Raw genomic sequence first — 14,539 nt, forward strand, 5'->3', positions numbered from 1 at the left:
GCCGCCCGTCAGGCTCACCGATCACCCCGCACCTGGCGGGCCTGCCAGGGGCCACCCGCGGCCGGTGGCCTCCACCGTCTGCTCGTCCTGTGCCGGCGGCTCGTCCTCCACCAGTCCCAGCTGCAGCAGCTCCAGCCGGTTCCGGCACGAGAAGCGCTGCAGCAGCCCGGAGACCACCGCCTCCACCGTCCGCGGCGAGAGGTGGAGCTCCGCGGCAGCCTCCCGCGTGCTCAACCCCTCCTGCAGGAAGGTCAGGACCCGGTGCTCCCGCAGGCTCAGGGCCAGCTCCGTGAAGGCACCCAACACCCAGGACGCCTCCGGGGCGGACCGCTGGGCCCGGCGCACCGCCCCGACGAGGCGAGCGCGCTGGCCGACGTCGAGCTCGGCCCGAGACTGCCAACGCACCAGCAGGATGGAGCAGCCGAAGAACTCCGCGTCGGCGTCCAGGAGCGTCTCCGCGATCTCCAGCGCACGATCTCCGGAATCGGTCGTCATCGCCTCGGCGAGCAGGACGATCATCCGAGCCCTGCCGCCCGATCGGACCCAGGAGGAGCTGAGGATGGCCTGCGCGGCGGGCGGCCACCCGCTGAGCACGCTGAGCAGCAGCAGCTGCTGCTCCTGCGCCCATTCCCCTGCGGCTCGGGCCCTCGCTCCGAGGCTCGCCAGCTGGTGGGCCACCTCCTGCGCCGGCGGGCCGCCGCCGATGAGCGCCATCCCCTCGGAGACGAGGCGCAGCTCCGGCAGACCCGTCTCGCCGCACGTCACCGAGCGTCCCTCCCCCTGCGTGGCCTCCTGCAGGAGCTCGCGAGCCTGCCGGTGGCGCACCGGGCCCACGTAGGAGGCGCAGGCGGCGTGGACGGCTGCGGCGAACCCCGCGAGGCCGTAGGGATCGTCCTCCCACCACGCCTCCAGCGCTGCGACGGCCAGCTGCGCGGCGGTGGCCATGCGGTCCCCCTGCATGGCCGCCACGGCGCCGATGATGTCGTCCACGGCAAGGGCCGTGCCGGCATCGCCGTCGGCGTGCCGCCATGCCTCCAGCTCGAGGCGCAGAGTGTCCGTGCGCCAACCGGCGATCATGGTCAGCATCTGCAGCACCGCGCGGGCGCACTCCTCCACGTCCGGGCTGCCGCCGTCGGCGGAGAGCTCGTCGACCAGCGAGGAGAGCACCAGTCTGCCGAAGTCCGGATGCCGCCGCAGCCCCAGTCGAGTGCCGATGATCAGCTGAGCCATCACGCCCTCGTCCCGCGGCGCCTCCTCGCGGACCCGACCGAGTTCGCGAAGCCACTGACGCACCTCCCCGAGCCCTTCCGGGTCTGCGGCGCCGGCCGAACAGGGCTCCTCGAGCAGCACGGTGACCCGGTCGATGCTCGGAGTCGCCGAGGGGCCGAGAGCGGCTGACAGCCGACGCCGCACCGGACCGACGAGCTCGGGACGGAAGATCTCGAGTCGACGAGCGAGCAGGAGCACCTCACGCAGCACCGCGGTGAACCCCGGCGTCAGGGGCGGCTGCGCGGCGTCGACGAGATCCTCCATGTGCCGCACTCCCTCCCTGACGCGGCCGAGCCCCAGGAGGCTGCGGACCCGGGCAGCTGTCCGCGCACCGTCGGGCTGCCCCGCGGCGGCGTCGAGGATGCTCAGCGCCGCCCGCGGCCAGGACCGCTGCAGTGCGGCTTCGGCGGCGCCGAGGGCCTCTCCGGCCGGGATCGACCGACCCACTCGAGCGGCCCACCAGGCGATCCCGGCCTGGGCGGCGGGACCGACCGCCTCCTGGTGGACGGCGGACCCGGCCGTGTACCAGAGCCGAGCGTCCTCTGCCGGCCGCAGCTCCGTGCTCAGCCCGAGACCCAGCATCCCCGACCTCACCGCGAGCACGGTGGGACCGTGCGGGGTGCCGTCCGTCGCGGAGATCAGGCCCTGCGCCAGGAGGCTGTCCACCACCTCGACGCCGAAACGCCCCACCGCCCAGGACTCCGGAAGCCTCCAAGCGCAGGAGATGACACGCAGCAGCTCATGCTCGGCCGCGTCGAGGCCCGCCAGCAGCTCGGGCAGCCCTTCGGCCAAGGCCCACCGGAAGGACTGGTCCTGGGACCGCCACCGCCATGCCCCGTCGACGGCGTGGAGGACACCCGTCCGTCGAGCGCGCTCCAGCACCATCCGGACCGCCTGCGGCTGTCCGTCGCTGAGCATCACGACACGGCGCGCCGCTGAAGACGTCACTGGCCCCTCCAGGTGACGGACCATCGCCTCGACCACCTGTTCGGGACGAAGGCTGCGCACGCCCGCGAGGACGACCCTCCCCGTCCCCCCGTGGGCCCTGACGGGTGCGGGGACGTCGAGGTCGCTCCGGAGGGGGATCACCAGCCGGTGACGGGCCTGCGCGGCGGACGCGATGAGGGCCTCCAGGGCGGACGGGTCCTGGCCCGCGGGCTCGTCCAGCACGAGCAGCCCGCCTGTCGGGTGCCCGGGCGGGATGCCCGCGGTCGCGTCGTGGAGTCGATGCAGCGGTGCCCGCTCGCCGAGCCGCAGGACCAGCTCCTCGGCTCCCCACAGGGCAGGCATCAGCGCCAGCACCACATCACGCGGGTGCGACCCCAGCACCGCATCCGCGATCGCGCGGTCTGGGCGGAGGTCTGGGGCGTCGACGAGCAGCGGAGAGGGCAGCATCATGGCGTGCTCCTGCTGATCAGCCGCGCCCGAAGCTCAGTGCGGGAGGTCACCCGCAGCTTGCGATACACATGCCGCACATGCGTCTGCACCGTCCTGACGCTGATCCCGGCCCGATCGGCGACATCGGCCGAAGAGAGCCCCCGGAGCAGCAGCTCGACGATCTCCTGCTCCCTGGGCGAGAGCAGCATGCGCGCCTGGGTCCACACGGGACCACCCGGGCCGAGGCCGGAGCCCTCCAGCCTCGGCCGCAGGTGCGGACGTCGGCGTCGCAGGTGTTCCTCGGCCTCGTCCTTCGCCGCATCATCATCCGCCAGATGCGCGGTCAGCAGATCGACGAGCTCGGTCTCGACGTCCAGACGTCGGCACGCTCGCCTCAGTTCCACCAGCGCGGTCCTCGGCAGGTCATGGCCTCGGCGCAGCGCCACACAGCGAACCATGAGCCTGCGCACCCCTGGCAGCGCCTCGGTCCGTCTTCCGCGAGCGCGAAGCGTCGCCGTCAGCTCCTCGACCGGGGCATGCAGGAGTCGGGCGAGTTCGACGATCACCGTCACCCACGGATCCGCGAGACTCTCTCCGACGAGCGCCACCGACGCTCCGGGCGGGCCCTGGAGCTGACGGGACCTGTCGCCGTCGACGAGGAAGTCCAGGGCCTCCAGATGCTTACGCGTCACATGCCCGATCGGCCCCTCGGCCTCGAACTGGCTCCACAGGTCGTCCAGGCGCTCCCGCAGCTCCTCAGGAGGGGTGCCGCGGGCGACCTCCGCGAAGAGCTCCACCGCACCGGCGGCCTGGGCTGTGAGGAGCATCCGCTCAGGAGGCTGCCGGTCCCGGAAGGCCCCGGGGACCGTCGGCAGGCTGAGGTCCAGCAGAGTGCGGGCGACGCCCATCCGGTCTGTCACCCAGGACAGACACACCACCGGGACGCCCGGCTCGCCGATCGCCTCCAGTTCCGCCAGCGACTCCCGGGCCCGCGCGCATTCATCCAGTTGGGCCGCCGCGTAGGCCTCCAAGGCCAGGGCGACACAGCGTTCGAGACGGCGGGCGTCCAGATCGGGGAGGATCTGCTCTCCTCCGCGGGACGAGTCCTCCGCGGGGCGCCGCGCCGGTGGCGAGAATCGGCGCAGGCACTCCCGCGGACCCCCATCGTGGAAGGACCGCAGTCGTCCGGCGAGTCCGGTCTCAGAACCCGTCCCGAGGTGATGGGGGCGTCCCATCCTGTCCTGGAGCAGGCCCCATCGGATGAAGGCATGCAGGGTCCCGGGCAGGCTCGCGGACCGCACGTCGGCGTGCGGCGGGCCCAGCAGCGCCAACGCGGCGTGCATCTCTCCGGTGGCCGCCAGCGCGGCAGCGGAGAGACAGCGCACTCGGGGGTCCGGCGCCTCGGCCACCATGCCCGGAGGACGCCCCGCACCGGGCTCTGGCGGGCAGGGCTCGCCGGTCCCCGATCCGTCGGCACTGAGCAGCGCGACGTGCATCGCGGTGATCTCTCCGGCGCCCAGCAGAGCCGCGGCCGCGACGAGGGCGTCGTGGCCCTCGTCCTGTGCGGTGCCGCCGGGTCCAGCGACGTCCCGTCCAGTGGGGTTCCCCGCGGACGCCCCCGGCTCCCACAGGGCATGCCGATGCAGAGCGTGCGTCAGCGACGCAGTGCGTCCCGTCAGGCGGACCAGACCCTCGGCCTCCAGGGCGAAGACCGCCTCAGGGGGCTGGTCGCCGTGCAGAAGCTCCTCCAGCTCACGGGGGCCCCGTCGGGCGAGCCGCCGCATCACCTCCAGACCGTCACTTCCGACAGCCGCGGCGAGCCGGTCGACCACGAGCGACCTGGTGCGTCGATCCGTCCAGGCAGGCAGCCGCGCGACCGCCGCTCGTCCGGCTGAGTCGACGATCCAGCCCTCGGCTGTACCGATCGCCACGAGGTTCTCCAGCTCGAGGATCCGTCCCTGGGAATGCTGGTGCATCAGGCGGGCCAGCGCGGCGGTGGGAGGGGCCCCGAGCATCTCCGCCAGCGTCCTCGCCGTGTCGTGGAAGGTCTGCGGACGTATCCTCAGGCGCAGCCCTCTGCCCTGACCGGCTGCGCGGACGAACCGGTGCCCGTACTCAGGCCCTGGGCGGGCGGTGACCGCCACCGGGACGGCGCCGGCTCTGAGCACGGCGTCGACGGCCTCGAGGTGGGCAGGAGGTTGACGAGTGATGTCACGAAGCAGCAGCGCCGTCGTCGGGGCCTCTGCGCGGGCCGCCTCGGCGTCGGCCAGGTCGCCGACGTGCTGGAGGCCCTCCAAGTCGCCCAGGTCACCCAGGTCGCTCAGGTCACCGAGCCGTGGCAGGCGGTGGAGGTCGTGGATCTCCACCAGGTGCGTCTCGGTGCGTCGGGCGATCTGGTGGACCATCCGTTCCGGGGCCAGCCCATGCTCTCCCTCGACCAGAAGTGCGGGTGCCGGGCATGACTGCCAGTGCTCCTGTGCCTGCCGGCGCTGGGCCTCCCAGGAGCTGAGTGAGGCGCCGCCTGGCACAATGGCCGAGCCTGCGCGGGACATGGACCACCTTTCAGCGATACATCATGCATCCTAGGGAAGTCCTCGGCTGTCGGGAAGAGGTCGCCGCCTTCTGCCATGTCCACCGACGAGAAATGCCCCGGATCCGAAGATCCGAGGCATTTCCGAATATGGTGACCCCAGCGGGATTCGAACCCGCGTTACCGCCGTGAGAGGGCGGCGTACTAGGCCGCTATACGATGGGGCCATATTCACTTTTCCAGCCGCCTGCGCAGACAGCTGACGGAGAGATGGTCTCCGACCCCCGCAGGGATGAGAGACCACCAACCGTGACCCCAGCGGGATTCGAACCCGCGTTACCGCCGTGAGAGGGCGGCGTACTAGGCCGCTATACGATGGGGCCCTATGTCATTGTTCGGCCCTCGTCTCCGAGGGCCGCACCAGTGTCTCCACTGGATTTTCGATCCGCAGAACGGATCGAGCTGGGCTACTAGGACTCGAACCTAGAACGACGGTACCAGAAACCGCTGTGTTGCCGATTACACCATAGCCCATCGGCGTCTGCCGGACATTCGGCCCTTGAGGATCGCTCCTTCGAGGTTTCCGTGCGCCCCGCAACGGGAAACTACTCTACACGAGCAGGTGCCCCGAGCACAAAATCGACGGCGGCCTCGAGCGTGGAGACCTTCGTCACACCGGCAGGAGCGTCGACGAGGTCCCGCCGATCTACCAGGACGGAGACCAGTCCGGCTTCCCGCGCGCCCGCGCCGTCGACGACGGGGTTGTCCCCCACATAGGCACACTGCTCAGGAGCCAGCCCGAGCTGTCGCGCCCCCTCATGGAAGATCGCCGCATCGGGCTTGACCGCGCCGACAGTGTCGGTGCCCACGACGACCTCGATGCTCTCCAGACCGGCGATGCGCAGCTTCTCCCGCTGATAGTCCGCCACGTTGTTCGTCACCGCACCGACCGCCACACCCGCGTGCCGCAGGCGGTCCAGCGCCTGCGGCACGTCGTCGAACGGACGCCACCGGCGACGGACCACCTGCTCGTACTCGTCCTCCCACCGCAGCAGGCTCTGCGGGTCCGGCACGGGCGCTCCCGCCGCCCGGTAGGCGTCCCGGACGCGGGCGATCCGCTGCTCCAGGAAGCTCAGGTCACCCGCCAGATAGCGCGCGTACTGGCCCCCGGCGTCCTCGCAGAAGGTGCCCAGCGCAGCCTCCCAGGCCGCGTCCTCCCACACCGTCCCCTCCTGGAGAAGATGCGCCGAGGCCAGGTCGCGGAACGCCGCGCGCATCGCGCTCTCGAGGTCCACAAGCGTGTCGTCGACGTCGAAGAGCACCCCGCAGGCGTTCATCGGGCGGCGACCTCGGCGCGGAAGCGGGCCAGACGCGCCAGCGAGGACTCCCGACCCAGCAGCTCCATCGACTCGAACAGCGGTGGGGAGACCTTCCGACCGGACACCGCCGAGCGCACGGCGCCGAACGCCTTGCGCGGCTTCAGCCCGAGGCCGTCGACCAGTGCGGTGCGCAGCGCCTCCTCGATGGCCTCCGTCGTCCAGGCGTCGTCGTTCAGTGCGTCGAGAGCGGCGACGGCGGCGTCGACGGTGCCGAGCACGTCCTCCCCCAAACCGCTGAAGGCCTTCGGCTCGATGACGAGCTCTGCGTCCGCCACGAAGAGGAAAGCCATCATGTCCGCCCCCTCGCCCAGCAGCGCGATCCGTTCCTGGACCAGCGGGGCCGCGCCGTCGAGGATCCGTGCCTCCCGGGCCGTCAGCTCGTCACCGACCAGACCGAGCGCCTGCAGGTAGGGCACCAGGCGGTCCCGGAAGTCGCCGGGCTCGAGGCGGCGGATGTGGGTGCCGTTGATCGCCTCGGCCTTCTTCGTGTCGAAGCGCGCCGGGTTGGCCAGCACATCGGCGACGTCGAAGTGCTCGACCAGCTCCTCGACGGTGAAGATGTCCTCATCCGCCGACAGCGACCAGCCCAGCAGCGCCAGGTAGTTCAGGAGCCCCTCACGGATGAAGCCACGGTCCCGGTGGTGGAACAGGTTCGACTCCGGGTCCCGCTTGGAGAGCTTCTTGTTCCCCTCCCCCATCACATAGGGCAGGTGCCCGAACAGCGGCATGTGCCGGGCCACCCCGACGTCGTGGAGTGCGCGGTACAGCGCGATCTGACGCGGCGTGGAGGACAGCAGGTCCTCGCCCCGGAGGACATGGGTGATCTCCATCAGCGCGTCGTCCACGGGATTCACCAGGGTGTAGAGCGGCTTGCCGTTGGCCCGAGCCACCACGAAGTCCGGCGTGGAGCCGGCGGAGAACGTGATCTCCCCGCGCACCAGGTCGGTGAAGGTGAGGTCATCGTCCGGCATCCGCAGTCGCAGCACCGGCTCACGTCCCTCGGCGCGGTAGGCGGCGATCTGCTCATCAGTCAGGTCGCGGTCGGCGTTGTCATAGCCCAGCTTCGGGTCACGTCCGGCCGCCCGGTGCCGAGCCTCGACCTCCTCCGGAGTGGAGAAGGACTCGTAGACATGCCCGGCGTCCTGGAGCCGCTTCAGGACGTCCGCGTAGATCTCGCCCCGCTGGGACTGTCGGTAGGGGCCATGGTCTCCCCCGGCCTCGACGCCTTCGTCCCAGTCCAGGCCCAGCCAGCGCAGCGCCTCCAGAAGCTGCTGGTAGGACTCCTCCGAGTCCCGGGCGGCGTCGGTGTCCTCGATGCGGAAGATCAGCTTGCCGCCGGTGTGCCGGGCATAGGCCCAGTTGAACAGCGCGGTGCGGATGAGGCCCACATGGGGCGTGCCGGTCGGCGAGGGGCAGAATCTCACGCGGACCGGGGTGGAGGCGTCGACGACGGGGATGCTCATAACGGTGTGGTGGCTCCTGTGGATGGTCTAACGACGGAAATGGGTGACGAGGGTGCCGATCCCCTCGATCTCGGCGTCGAAGCGGTCCCCGGAGGAGACCAGCCCGACGCCGGCGGGGGTGCCGGTGAGGATCACATCACCGGGCAGCAGGGTGAAGGCCTGCGAGATGTGGGAGACGAGCTCGGGGACGCCGAAGACCATGTCCGAGGTCGTGCCGTCCTGGACCGTCTCCCCGTTGAGGCGACCGGTGATGCGCAGGCCCTCGGGATCCAGTTCGGTCTCGATCCAGGGCCCCAGCGGCATCGAGCCGTCGAATCCCTTGGCCCGGGCCCACTGGCCGTCGCTGCGCTGGGCGTCGCGCGCGGTGACGTCGTTGCCGACGGTGTAGCCGAAGATCACGTCGTCGACGCGTTCGACGGGCACGTCCTTGCAGATCCGGCCGATCACCACGGCCAGCTCGACCTCGTAGCTGACCTCCTCGGAGAAGGAGGGCAGCGTCACGGGCTCGTTCGGCCCGGACACCGCGGTGTTGGGGATCAGGAACAGCAGCGGAGAGACCGGCAGCTCATTGCCCATCTCCTTGGCGTGGTCCGCGTAGTTGCGGCCCACCCCGATGGCCTTGCTGCGAGGGATGATCGGCGCGACCAGCCGCACATCCTGCAGGTCATGGGTGTTCTGGGTCTGCTGGATGCCCTGGTAGAAAGGATCCCCGATGAGTTCGGTGATGGTCTCCTGCCCGGGCTCTCCGGCGACGACTCCGAAGGCGGGCTCAGCGTCGGTGACGAAACGTGCGATGCGCATGCATCCCACCCTATCGCCCCGGCGCCCGTCCTCGCGGAGGCCCCGGGCAGGATCCTGTGTGGCAGGGCTCTCAGGCGAGCCGGTGCATCCAACCGTGGCGATCCTCCACGACGCCGGTCTGGATGCCCAGCAGCTCGTCTCGGATGGCCTGGGTGACGTCTCCGGTGCCGGTGGAGGCGATGGTGCGGTCACCGTCGCGCAGCTCCCCGATCGGGGTGATGACCGCGGCGGTCCCGCAGGCGAAGACCTCCGTGATGGTGCCGTCCTGGACCCCTCGGTCCCACTCGTCCAGGGTCACACGCCGCTCCTCGACCGTCATGCCGCGATCCTTGGCGAGCTGGATGACGGAGTCCCGCGTGATGCCTTCGAGGATGGTGCCGGTGAGCTCGGGAGTGATCAGGCGTCCATCGGAGGTGACGAGGAAGACGTTCATGCCGCCCAGCTCCTCGATGGCGTTGTCATGCAGCGGGTCCAGGAACAGCACCTGGTCGCAGCCCTGCTCCGAAGCCTGCGCCTGGGCGGCCAGAGAGGCGGCGTAGTTGCCGCCGGTCTTGGCGTCGCCGGTGCCGCCGGGAGCCGCCCGGGCGAAGTCGCGGGAGACCCAGATGCGCACGGGCTTGAGCTCGCCGCCGAAGTAGTTTCCCGCCGGGGAGGCGATCACCCGGTAGGTGAACTCCCGGGCGGGCCGCACGCCGAGGAAAGCCTCCGTGGCGAACATGAACGGACGCAGGTACAGGGCCTCGCCCTCTCCGGAGGGAACCCAACCGGCGTCCAGGGCCAGCAGCTCCTCCAGGGACTGGACGAACAGCTCCTCGTCGAGCTGCGGCATCGCCATCCGACGGGCCGAGCGGTTCATGCGCCGGGCGTTGGCATAGGGGCGGAAGGTGTAGATGCCGCCGTCTGCGTGCCGGTAGGCCTTCATCCCCTCGAAGATCTCCTCCGCGTAGTGCAGCACGGCGGCGGCGGGATCTAGGGTGATGGGGCCGTAGGCCTCGATGCGGGCGGAGTGCCAGCCGGCGTCCTGGGTCCAGTCGATCACCGCGGTGTGGTCGGTGAAGTTCGTGCCGAAGCCCGGGTCGGCCAGGATCTGCTGGCGACGGGCCTCCGGCGTCGGCTCGGGGTGTGACGTGACGTCGAACTTCATGGGAGCAGCCTTTCGCTCGTTCTGTGAATGCGGTCCACTCTACCGCCGACCGAGCCGCTGAGAAGCGCCTCAGCCGAGGCGGCTGAGGATGGCCTCTCCGCGCTGAGCGGTGCTCAGCCCTCGGGAGCCCTCCGGCTCCTCCGCCCAGGCGGCCAGCTGGGCGTGGACGGCCTGCTCCAGACGGCTCGCAGCTTCGGTCAGACCGAGGTGCTGCAGCATCAGCGTCCCGGAGAGCACAGCGGCCGTGGGATCGGCGATCTGCTGCCCCGCGATGTCGGGTGCAGATCCGTGGACGGGCTCGAACATCGACGGAGCGGTCCCCTCGGCGTTGATGGACCCTGATGCTGCCAGGCCGATCCCTCCGGTCACAGCGGCGGCCAGGTCGGTGAGGATGTCTCCGAAGAGGTTGTCCGTGACGATCACGTCGAAGCGGCCCGGATCCTGCACCATGTGGATCGTCGCGGCGTCGACATGCATGTAGTCCCAGCTGACGGCCGGGTGCTCGGCGGCCGCCGCCTCGACGGTGCGGCGCCACAGGTCCCCGGCATGGGTGAGCACGTTGTGCTTGTGCACCAGGGTGAGTCGGCCGCGGCGCCGCTCGGCCCGGGCGAAGGCGTCCGCGACGACACGGCGCACCCCGTGTGCGGTGTTCAGCGAAACTTCGGTGGCCAGCTCATGGGCGGTGCCCCGACGGATGGTGCCCCCGTTGCCCACATAGGGCCCCTCGGTGCCCTCCCGGACCACGAGGAAGTCGATCTCGGGGTCCCCGGCCAGCGGCGTCGCGGTGCCCGGATAGGTGCGGGCGGGACGCAGGTTGATGCTATGGTCCAGGCTGAACCGGAGCTTCAGCAGGAGCTCACGCTCGATGAGTCCCGAGGGGACGCGGGTGTCCTGCGGGTCGGCCCCCACGGCCCCGAAGAGGATCGCGTCGTGACCGCGCAGCCGCTCGAGGGTCTCCTCCGAGAGGGTCTCCCCGGTGTCTTTCCAGTGGGACGCGCCCAACGAGTACTCGGTCCAGGTGGCCTCGACGGAGGCGGAGTTCAGCACGGCCTGGAGGATCCGGCGTGCCTCGGCGATCACCTCAGGGCCGATCCCGTCGCCGGGGATGACGGCGAAGTCGAACGTGGTGCCGGACGGGTCCACGGACGCGCCGGCGGCAGTCTCTGCAACGATGTCAGCCATGCCACTCAGGCTAGGTGCTCGCCGCGGGCCTCGGCGAGAGCGGAGGTCGGGACTCTCAGCATCTGAGACCGCGGCCCGGGCGAGCCGCTCCCGGACCGCGGGGACGGGTCAGACGGCGGCGGGCTCCTCGTGGCGGGGGAAGATCGGCTGGGGCCTGTCGATCGGTGATCCGCCGATCAGCTCCTCGCCGAAGGCCGAGAAGCTGCGGGGGCCGGTGTTGGAGGCGTTGGTGGCCCCGGCGTCCCCTCCGGCGTCCACGCCCAGAGCGTCGAGGAGTCGGGTGGCGGATTCCGGCATGACGGGCTGGATCAGCAGGGCCACTCGGCGGAGGACCTCCGCTGTCACCCACAGGACGGTGCCCATGCGCGCCACATCGGTCTTCTTCAGCTGCCACGGCGCCTGCTCGGCGAAGTAGGCGTTGGCCTCCCCCAGCACGTACCAGGTCCGCTCCAACGCCCTGTGGAAGTCCTGCTTCTCATAAGCGGTCCGGCTGATCTCCAGCAGGCTCGCGGCCTGGTCGAGGATCGCCTGGTCCTCGGCGGTCAGCTCTCCCGGGCTCGGCAGTGCGCCGTCGCAGTTCTTGACGATCATCGACAGGGAGCGCTGCGCCAGGTTGCCCAGGTTGTTCGCCAGGTCGGAGTTCTTGCGCCCGACGACGGCCTCATGCGTGTAGGAGCCGTCCTGCCCGTACGGGAACTCGCGCAGCAGGAAGAAGCGCACCGCGTCGAGCCCATAGGTCTCCGTCCAGTCGGCGGGCGCGACCACGTTGCCCACCGACTTGGACATCTTCTCGCCCGCGTTGTGCAGGAATCCGTGGATCATCACCCGACGTGGCAGCTCCAGCCCCGCACTCATCAGGAACGCCGGCCAGAAGATGCAGTGGAACCGGGAGATGTCCTTGCCGATGATGTGCAGGTCGGCGGGCCAGCGACGACGGAACTGCTCGGAGTCGGTGTCCGGGAAGCCCGCACCGGTCAGGTAGTTGGTCAGCGCGTCCACCCACACGTACATCACGTGGTCCAGCTCCGTGTCCCCCGCGGTGAGGTCCTTCGGCACCGGCACGCCCCAATCGAAGGTGGTCCGTGAGATCGACAGGTCCTCCAGACCGCCCTCCACGAACCGGATGACCTCGTTGAAGCGGCTCGCCGGAGCGGCGAACTCGGGGTGGGAGCGATAGAGCTCCAGCAGCCTCTCCTGGTACGCGGAGAGCCGGAAGAAGTAGCTCTCCTCCTCCGTCCAGGTCACCGGAGTGCCGGTCTCGACGGCGTAGCGTCCACCGTCCTCCCGGACCTCGGTCTCGTCCTCGGCGAAGAACCGCTCGTCCCGCACCGAGTACCAGCCGGCGTACCGGTCCAGGTAGATGTCTCCGGCGTCGACCATGCGGCGCCAGATGGCCTGCGAGGCGGCGTAGTGGTCCTCGTCGGTCGTCCTGATGAACCGGTCATAGGAGATGCCGAGGACCTCGTCGTCGACCTTCTTGATGGCCTGAGCGTTGCGCGTGGCGAGCTCGTACGGGGTGATCCCTTCACGGTCCGCGGTCTGCTGGACCTTCTGGCCGTGCTCGTCGGTCCCTGTCAGGAAGCGGACGTCGTAGCCGTCGAGCCGTTTGAATCGGGCCATCACGTCCGCCGAGATGTACTCGTAGGCATGGCCGATGTGCGGCTCACCGTTGGGGTAGGTGATCGCCGTGGTCAGGTAGTAGGCAGGCTGAGACATCTCAGGTGGTCCCTCAGTTCCTCTCCGGTCAGACGCGGTCCAGGCTCAGGTGCGGTCCTCGAGGTCGACCTCGGCGGCCAGGGCCGCCCCGACCTCTTGGGCGATGGTGTCCAGGACTCCGGCGGGCAGGGCCGCGTCGACGGCCAGCACGGCCAGGGCCCGCTCCTCCCGGGTGTCCTGCGAGACCTGCATTCCGGCGATGTTGACCTCCGCCTCGCCGAGGATGCGGCCGAGTGCTCCGACCACTCCGGGGCGGTCAGCGTACTCGAAGATCACCAGGTGGTCGGTCAACGGGATCTCAAGGTCGTAGCCGTTGACGCCGACGATCTTCTCGATCTGCTTGGGACCCGTCAGCGTGCCGCGGACCTCCAGGTTGACCCCGGAGGCAGTGGCCCCGCGCACGGTGAGGGCGTTGCGGTAGTCCTCGACGTCGGGCGTGGTCGTCAGCCGGGTGGCGATGCCGCGCTGCTCGGCGAGAACGGGCGCGTTGACGTAGGAGACCTGCTCGGAGACGACGTCAGTGAACAGCCCCTTCAGCGCGGCCAGCTGCAGGGCGTCGACGTTGTGCTCCGCCAGCTCCCCGGCGGCCTCCGTCTCGATGTCGGTGAAGGCGTCGGAGGCGAGCGCGTTGAGGACCCGGCCGAGCTTCTCGACCAGCGGGATGCCCGGGCGGACCAGCTCGTCGATCGCGCCGCCGGCCACGTTCACGGCGTCGGGCACCAGTTCGCCCGCCAGGGCCAGACGCACCGAACGCGCCACGGAGACCCCGGCCTTCTCCTGGGCCTCCGACGTCGAGGCTCCCAGGTGAGGGGTGACGACGACGTTCTCCCGACCGAAGAACGGCAGGTCCGTGGACGGCTCGGAGGAGAAGACGTCGATGGCCGCGCCGCCGATGAGGCCTTCCGCCAGAGCGGCATCCAGGTCCGCCTCGTCGACGAGACCGCCGCGGGCCACGTTGACGACGAAGGCGGTGTCCTTCATCTTCTCGAAGGCTTCGCGGTTGAGCATGCCCAGAGTCTCAGGGGTCTTGGGCATGTGGATGGTGATGACGTCCGCCTTGGCGAACAGGTCGTCGAGGCTCACCAGCTGGGCCCCGATCTGGTGGGCCCGGGCCGAGGTGACGTAGGGGTCGTAGGCGATGAGCTCCATGCCGAAGGCCTTCATCCGCTCGGCCACCAGCCCGCCGATGCGGCCGAGCCCGATGACGCCGAGGACCTTGTCCTGCAGCTCCACGCCGGAGTACTTCGAACGCTTCCACTCCCCGCCCTTCAGCGCCTGGGTGGCGGGGGCGATGTGCCGGGCCAGCCCCAGGATGTGGGCACAGGTCAGCTCCGCGGCGGAGACGATGTTCGACGTCGGGGCGTTGACCACCATGACGCCGGCGGCCGTGGCGGCCTTGATGTCCACGTTGTCCAGACCGACGCCCGCGCGGGCGACGACCTTGAGCCGAGGGGCGTGGCTGAACACCTCGGCATCCACCGTGGTGGCGGAGCGCACCATGATCGCCTCAGCGTCGGCGACGTCGGCGAAGAGCCGCTGACGATCGGTGCCGTCGGACTGACGGATCTCGAAGTCGGGCCCGAGGGCCTCGACGGTGGCAGGAGAGAGTTCCTCGGCAAGTACGACGACGGGGCGGTTGCTGCTCACAGTGTCCTTCTTCTCGGTGCTGATGGTCGGG

The 14,539-nt window shown here is 70.3% G+C and carries 9 protein-coding genes and 3 tRNA genes; all 12 read right to left on the bottom strand.

What is annotated here, in order from left to right; genetic code table 11:
* Nucleotides 1–21 precede the first annotated feature (21 nt).
* Complete coding sequence (locus tag SD455_RS08045; protein WP_445507776.1) at nt 22–2,667, bottom strand: LuxR C-terminal-related transcriptional regulator; 2,646 nt, start codon at nt 2,665–2,667, stop codon at nt 22–24.
* Nucleotides 2,664–5,198 (bottom strand): response regulator transcription factor, encoded by a 2,535-nt coding sequence (locus SD455_RS08050; RefSeq protein ID WP_445507777.1) that lies wholly within the window; start codon nt 5,196–5,198, stop codon nt 2,664–2,666. Before SD455_RS08050 ends, SD455_RS08045 begins: the two co-directional genes overlap by 4 nt.
* A gap of 129 nt (nt 5,199–5,327) precedes the next feature.
* A tRNA-Glu gene (locus SD455_RS08055) sits at nt 5,328–5,403 on the bottom strand.
* An 83-nt stretch (nt 5,404–5,486) separates the two neighbouring features.
* Nucleotides 5,487–5,559 (bottom strand) — tRNA-Glu (locus SD455_RS08060).
* A gap of 79 nt (nt 5,560–5,638) precedes the next feature.
* Nucleotides 5,639–5,710 (bottom strand) — tRNA-Gln (locus SD455_RS08065).
* 71 nt (nt 5,711–5,781) lie between these two features.
* Nucleotides 5,782–6,513 carry an HAD family hydrolase gene (locus SD455_RS08070; RefSeq protein WP_311023985.1) on the bottom strand — a complete coding sequence of 244 codons (732 nt, stop codon included), beginning with the start codon at nt 6,511–6,513 and terminating at the stop codon, nt 5,782–5,784.
* Entirely contained in the window at nt 6,510–8,018 is a 1,509-nt protein-coding gene (gene gltX, locus SD455_RS08075; RefSeq protein ID WP_070159526.1) for a glutamate--tRNA ligase, read from the bottom strand. The genes SD455_RS08070 and gltX overlap by 4 nt, the downstream gene beginning before the upstream one ends.
* 27 nt (nt 8,019–8,045) lie before the next feature.
* Complete coding sequence (locus SD455_RS08080) at nt 8,046–8,819, bottom strand: fumarylacetoacetate hydrolase family protein (protein ID WP_311023984.1); 774 nt, start codon at nt 8,817–8,819, stop codon at nt 8,046–8,048.
* 70 nt (nt 8,820–8,889) lie between these two features.
* Nucleotides 8,890–9,963, bottom strand: coding sequence for a branched-chain amino acid aminotransferase (locus SD455_RS08085; RefSeq protein ID WP_311023983.1), 1,074 nt, complete (start codon nt 9,961–9,963; stop codon nt 8,890–8,892).
* A 69-nt stretch (nt 9,964–10,032) separates the two neighbouring features.
* Nucleotides 10,033–11,145 carry a 3-isopropylmalate dehydrogenase gene (locus SD455_RS08090; protein WP_445507778.1) on the bottom strand — a complete coding sequence of 371 codons (1,113 nt, stop codon included), beginning with the start codon at nt 11,143–11,145 and terminating at the stop codon, nt 10,033–10,035.
* 108 nt (nt 11,146–11,253) lie between these two features.
* Nucleotides 11,254–12,861, bottom strand: a complete 1,608-nt coding sequence (gene metG, locus SD455_RS08095; RefSeq protein ID WP_445507779.1) for a methionine--tRNA ligase — start codon at nt 12,859–12,861, stop codon at nt 11,254–11,256.
* A 45-nt stretch (nt 12,862–12,906) separates the two neighbouring features.
* Nucleotides 12,907–14,508: a phosphoglycerate dehydrogenase gene (gene serA / locus SD455_RS08100; protein ID WP_344685375.1), complete on the bottom strand. Its 1,602-nt coding sequence runs from the start codon at nt 14,506–14,508 to the stop codon at nt 12,907–12,909.
* Nucleotides 14,509–14,539 lie beyond the last annotated feature (31 nt).

It is taken from the genome of Nesterenkonia sp. K-15-9-6 (assembly GCF_052656005.1).

Bases quoted from the DNA above. Each gene is read 5' to 3' on its own strand.
- SD455_RS08045 (WP_445507776.1), bottom strand. From the start codon at position 2,667: ATGATGCTGCCCTCTCCGCTGCTCGTCGACGCCCCAGACCTCCGCCCA.
- SD455_RS08050 (WP_445507777.1), bottom strand. From the start codon at position 5,198: ATGTCCCGCGCAGGCTCGGCCATTGTGCCAGGCGGCGCCTCACTCAGC.
- SD455_RS08085 (WP_311023983.1), bottom strand. From the start codon at position 9,963: ATGAAGTTCGACGTCACGTCACACCCCGAGCCGACGCCGGAGGCCCGT.
- SD455_RS08090 (WP_445507778.1), bottom strand. From the start codon at position 11,145: ATGGCTGACATCGTTGCAGAGACTGCCGCCGGCGCGTCCGTGGACCCG.
- SD455_RS08070 (WP_311023985.1), bottom strand. From the start codon at position 6,513: ATGAACGCCTGCGGGGTGCTCTTCGACGTCGACGACACGCTTGTGGAC.
- gltX (WP_070159526.1), bottom strand. From the start codon at position 8,018: ATGAGCATCCCCGTCGTCGACGCCTCCACCCCGGTCCGCGTGAGATTC.
- SD455_RS08080 (WP_311023984.1), bottom strand. From the start codon at position 8,819: ATGCGCATCGCACGTTTCGTCACCGACGCTGAGCCCGCCTTCGGAGTC.
- metG (WP_445507779.1), bottom strand. From the start codon at position 12,861: ATGTCTCAGCCTGCCTACTACCTGACCACGGCGATCACCTACCCCAAC.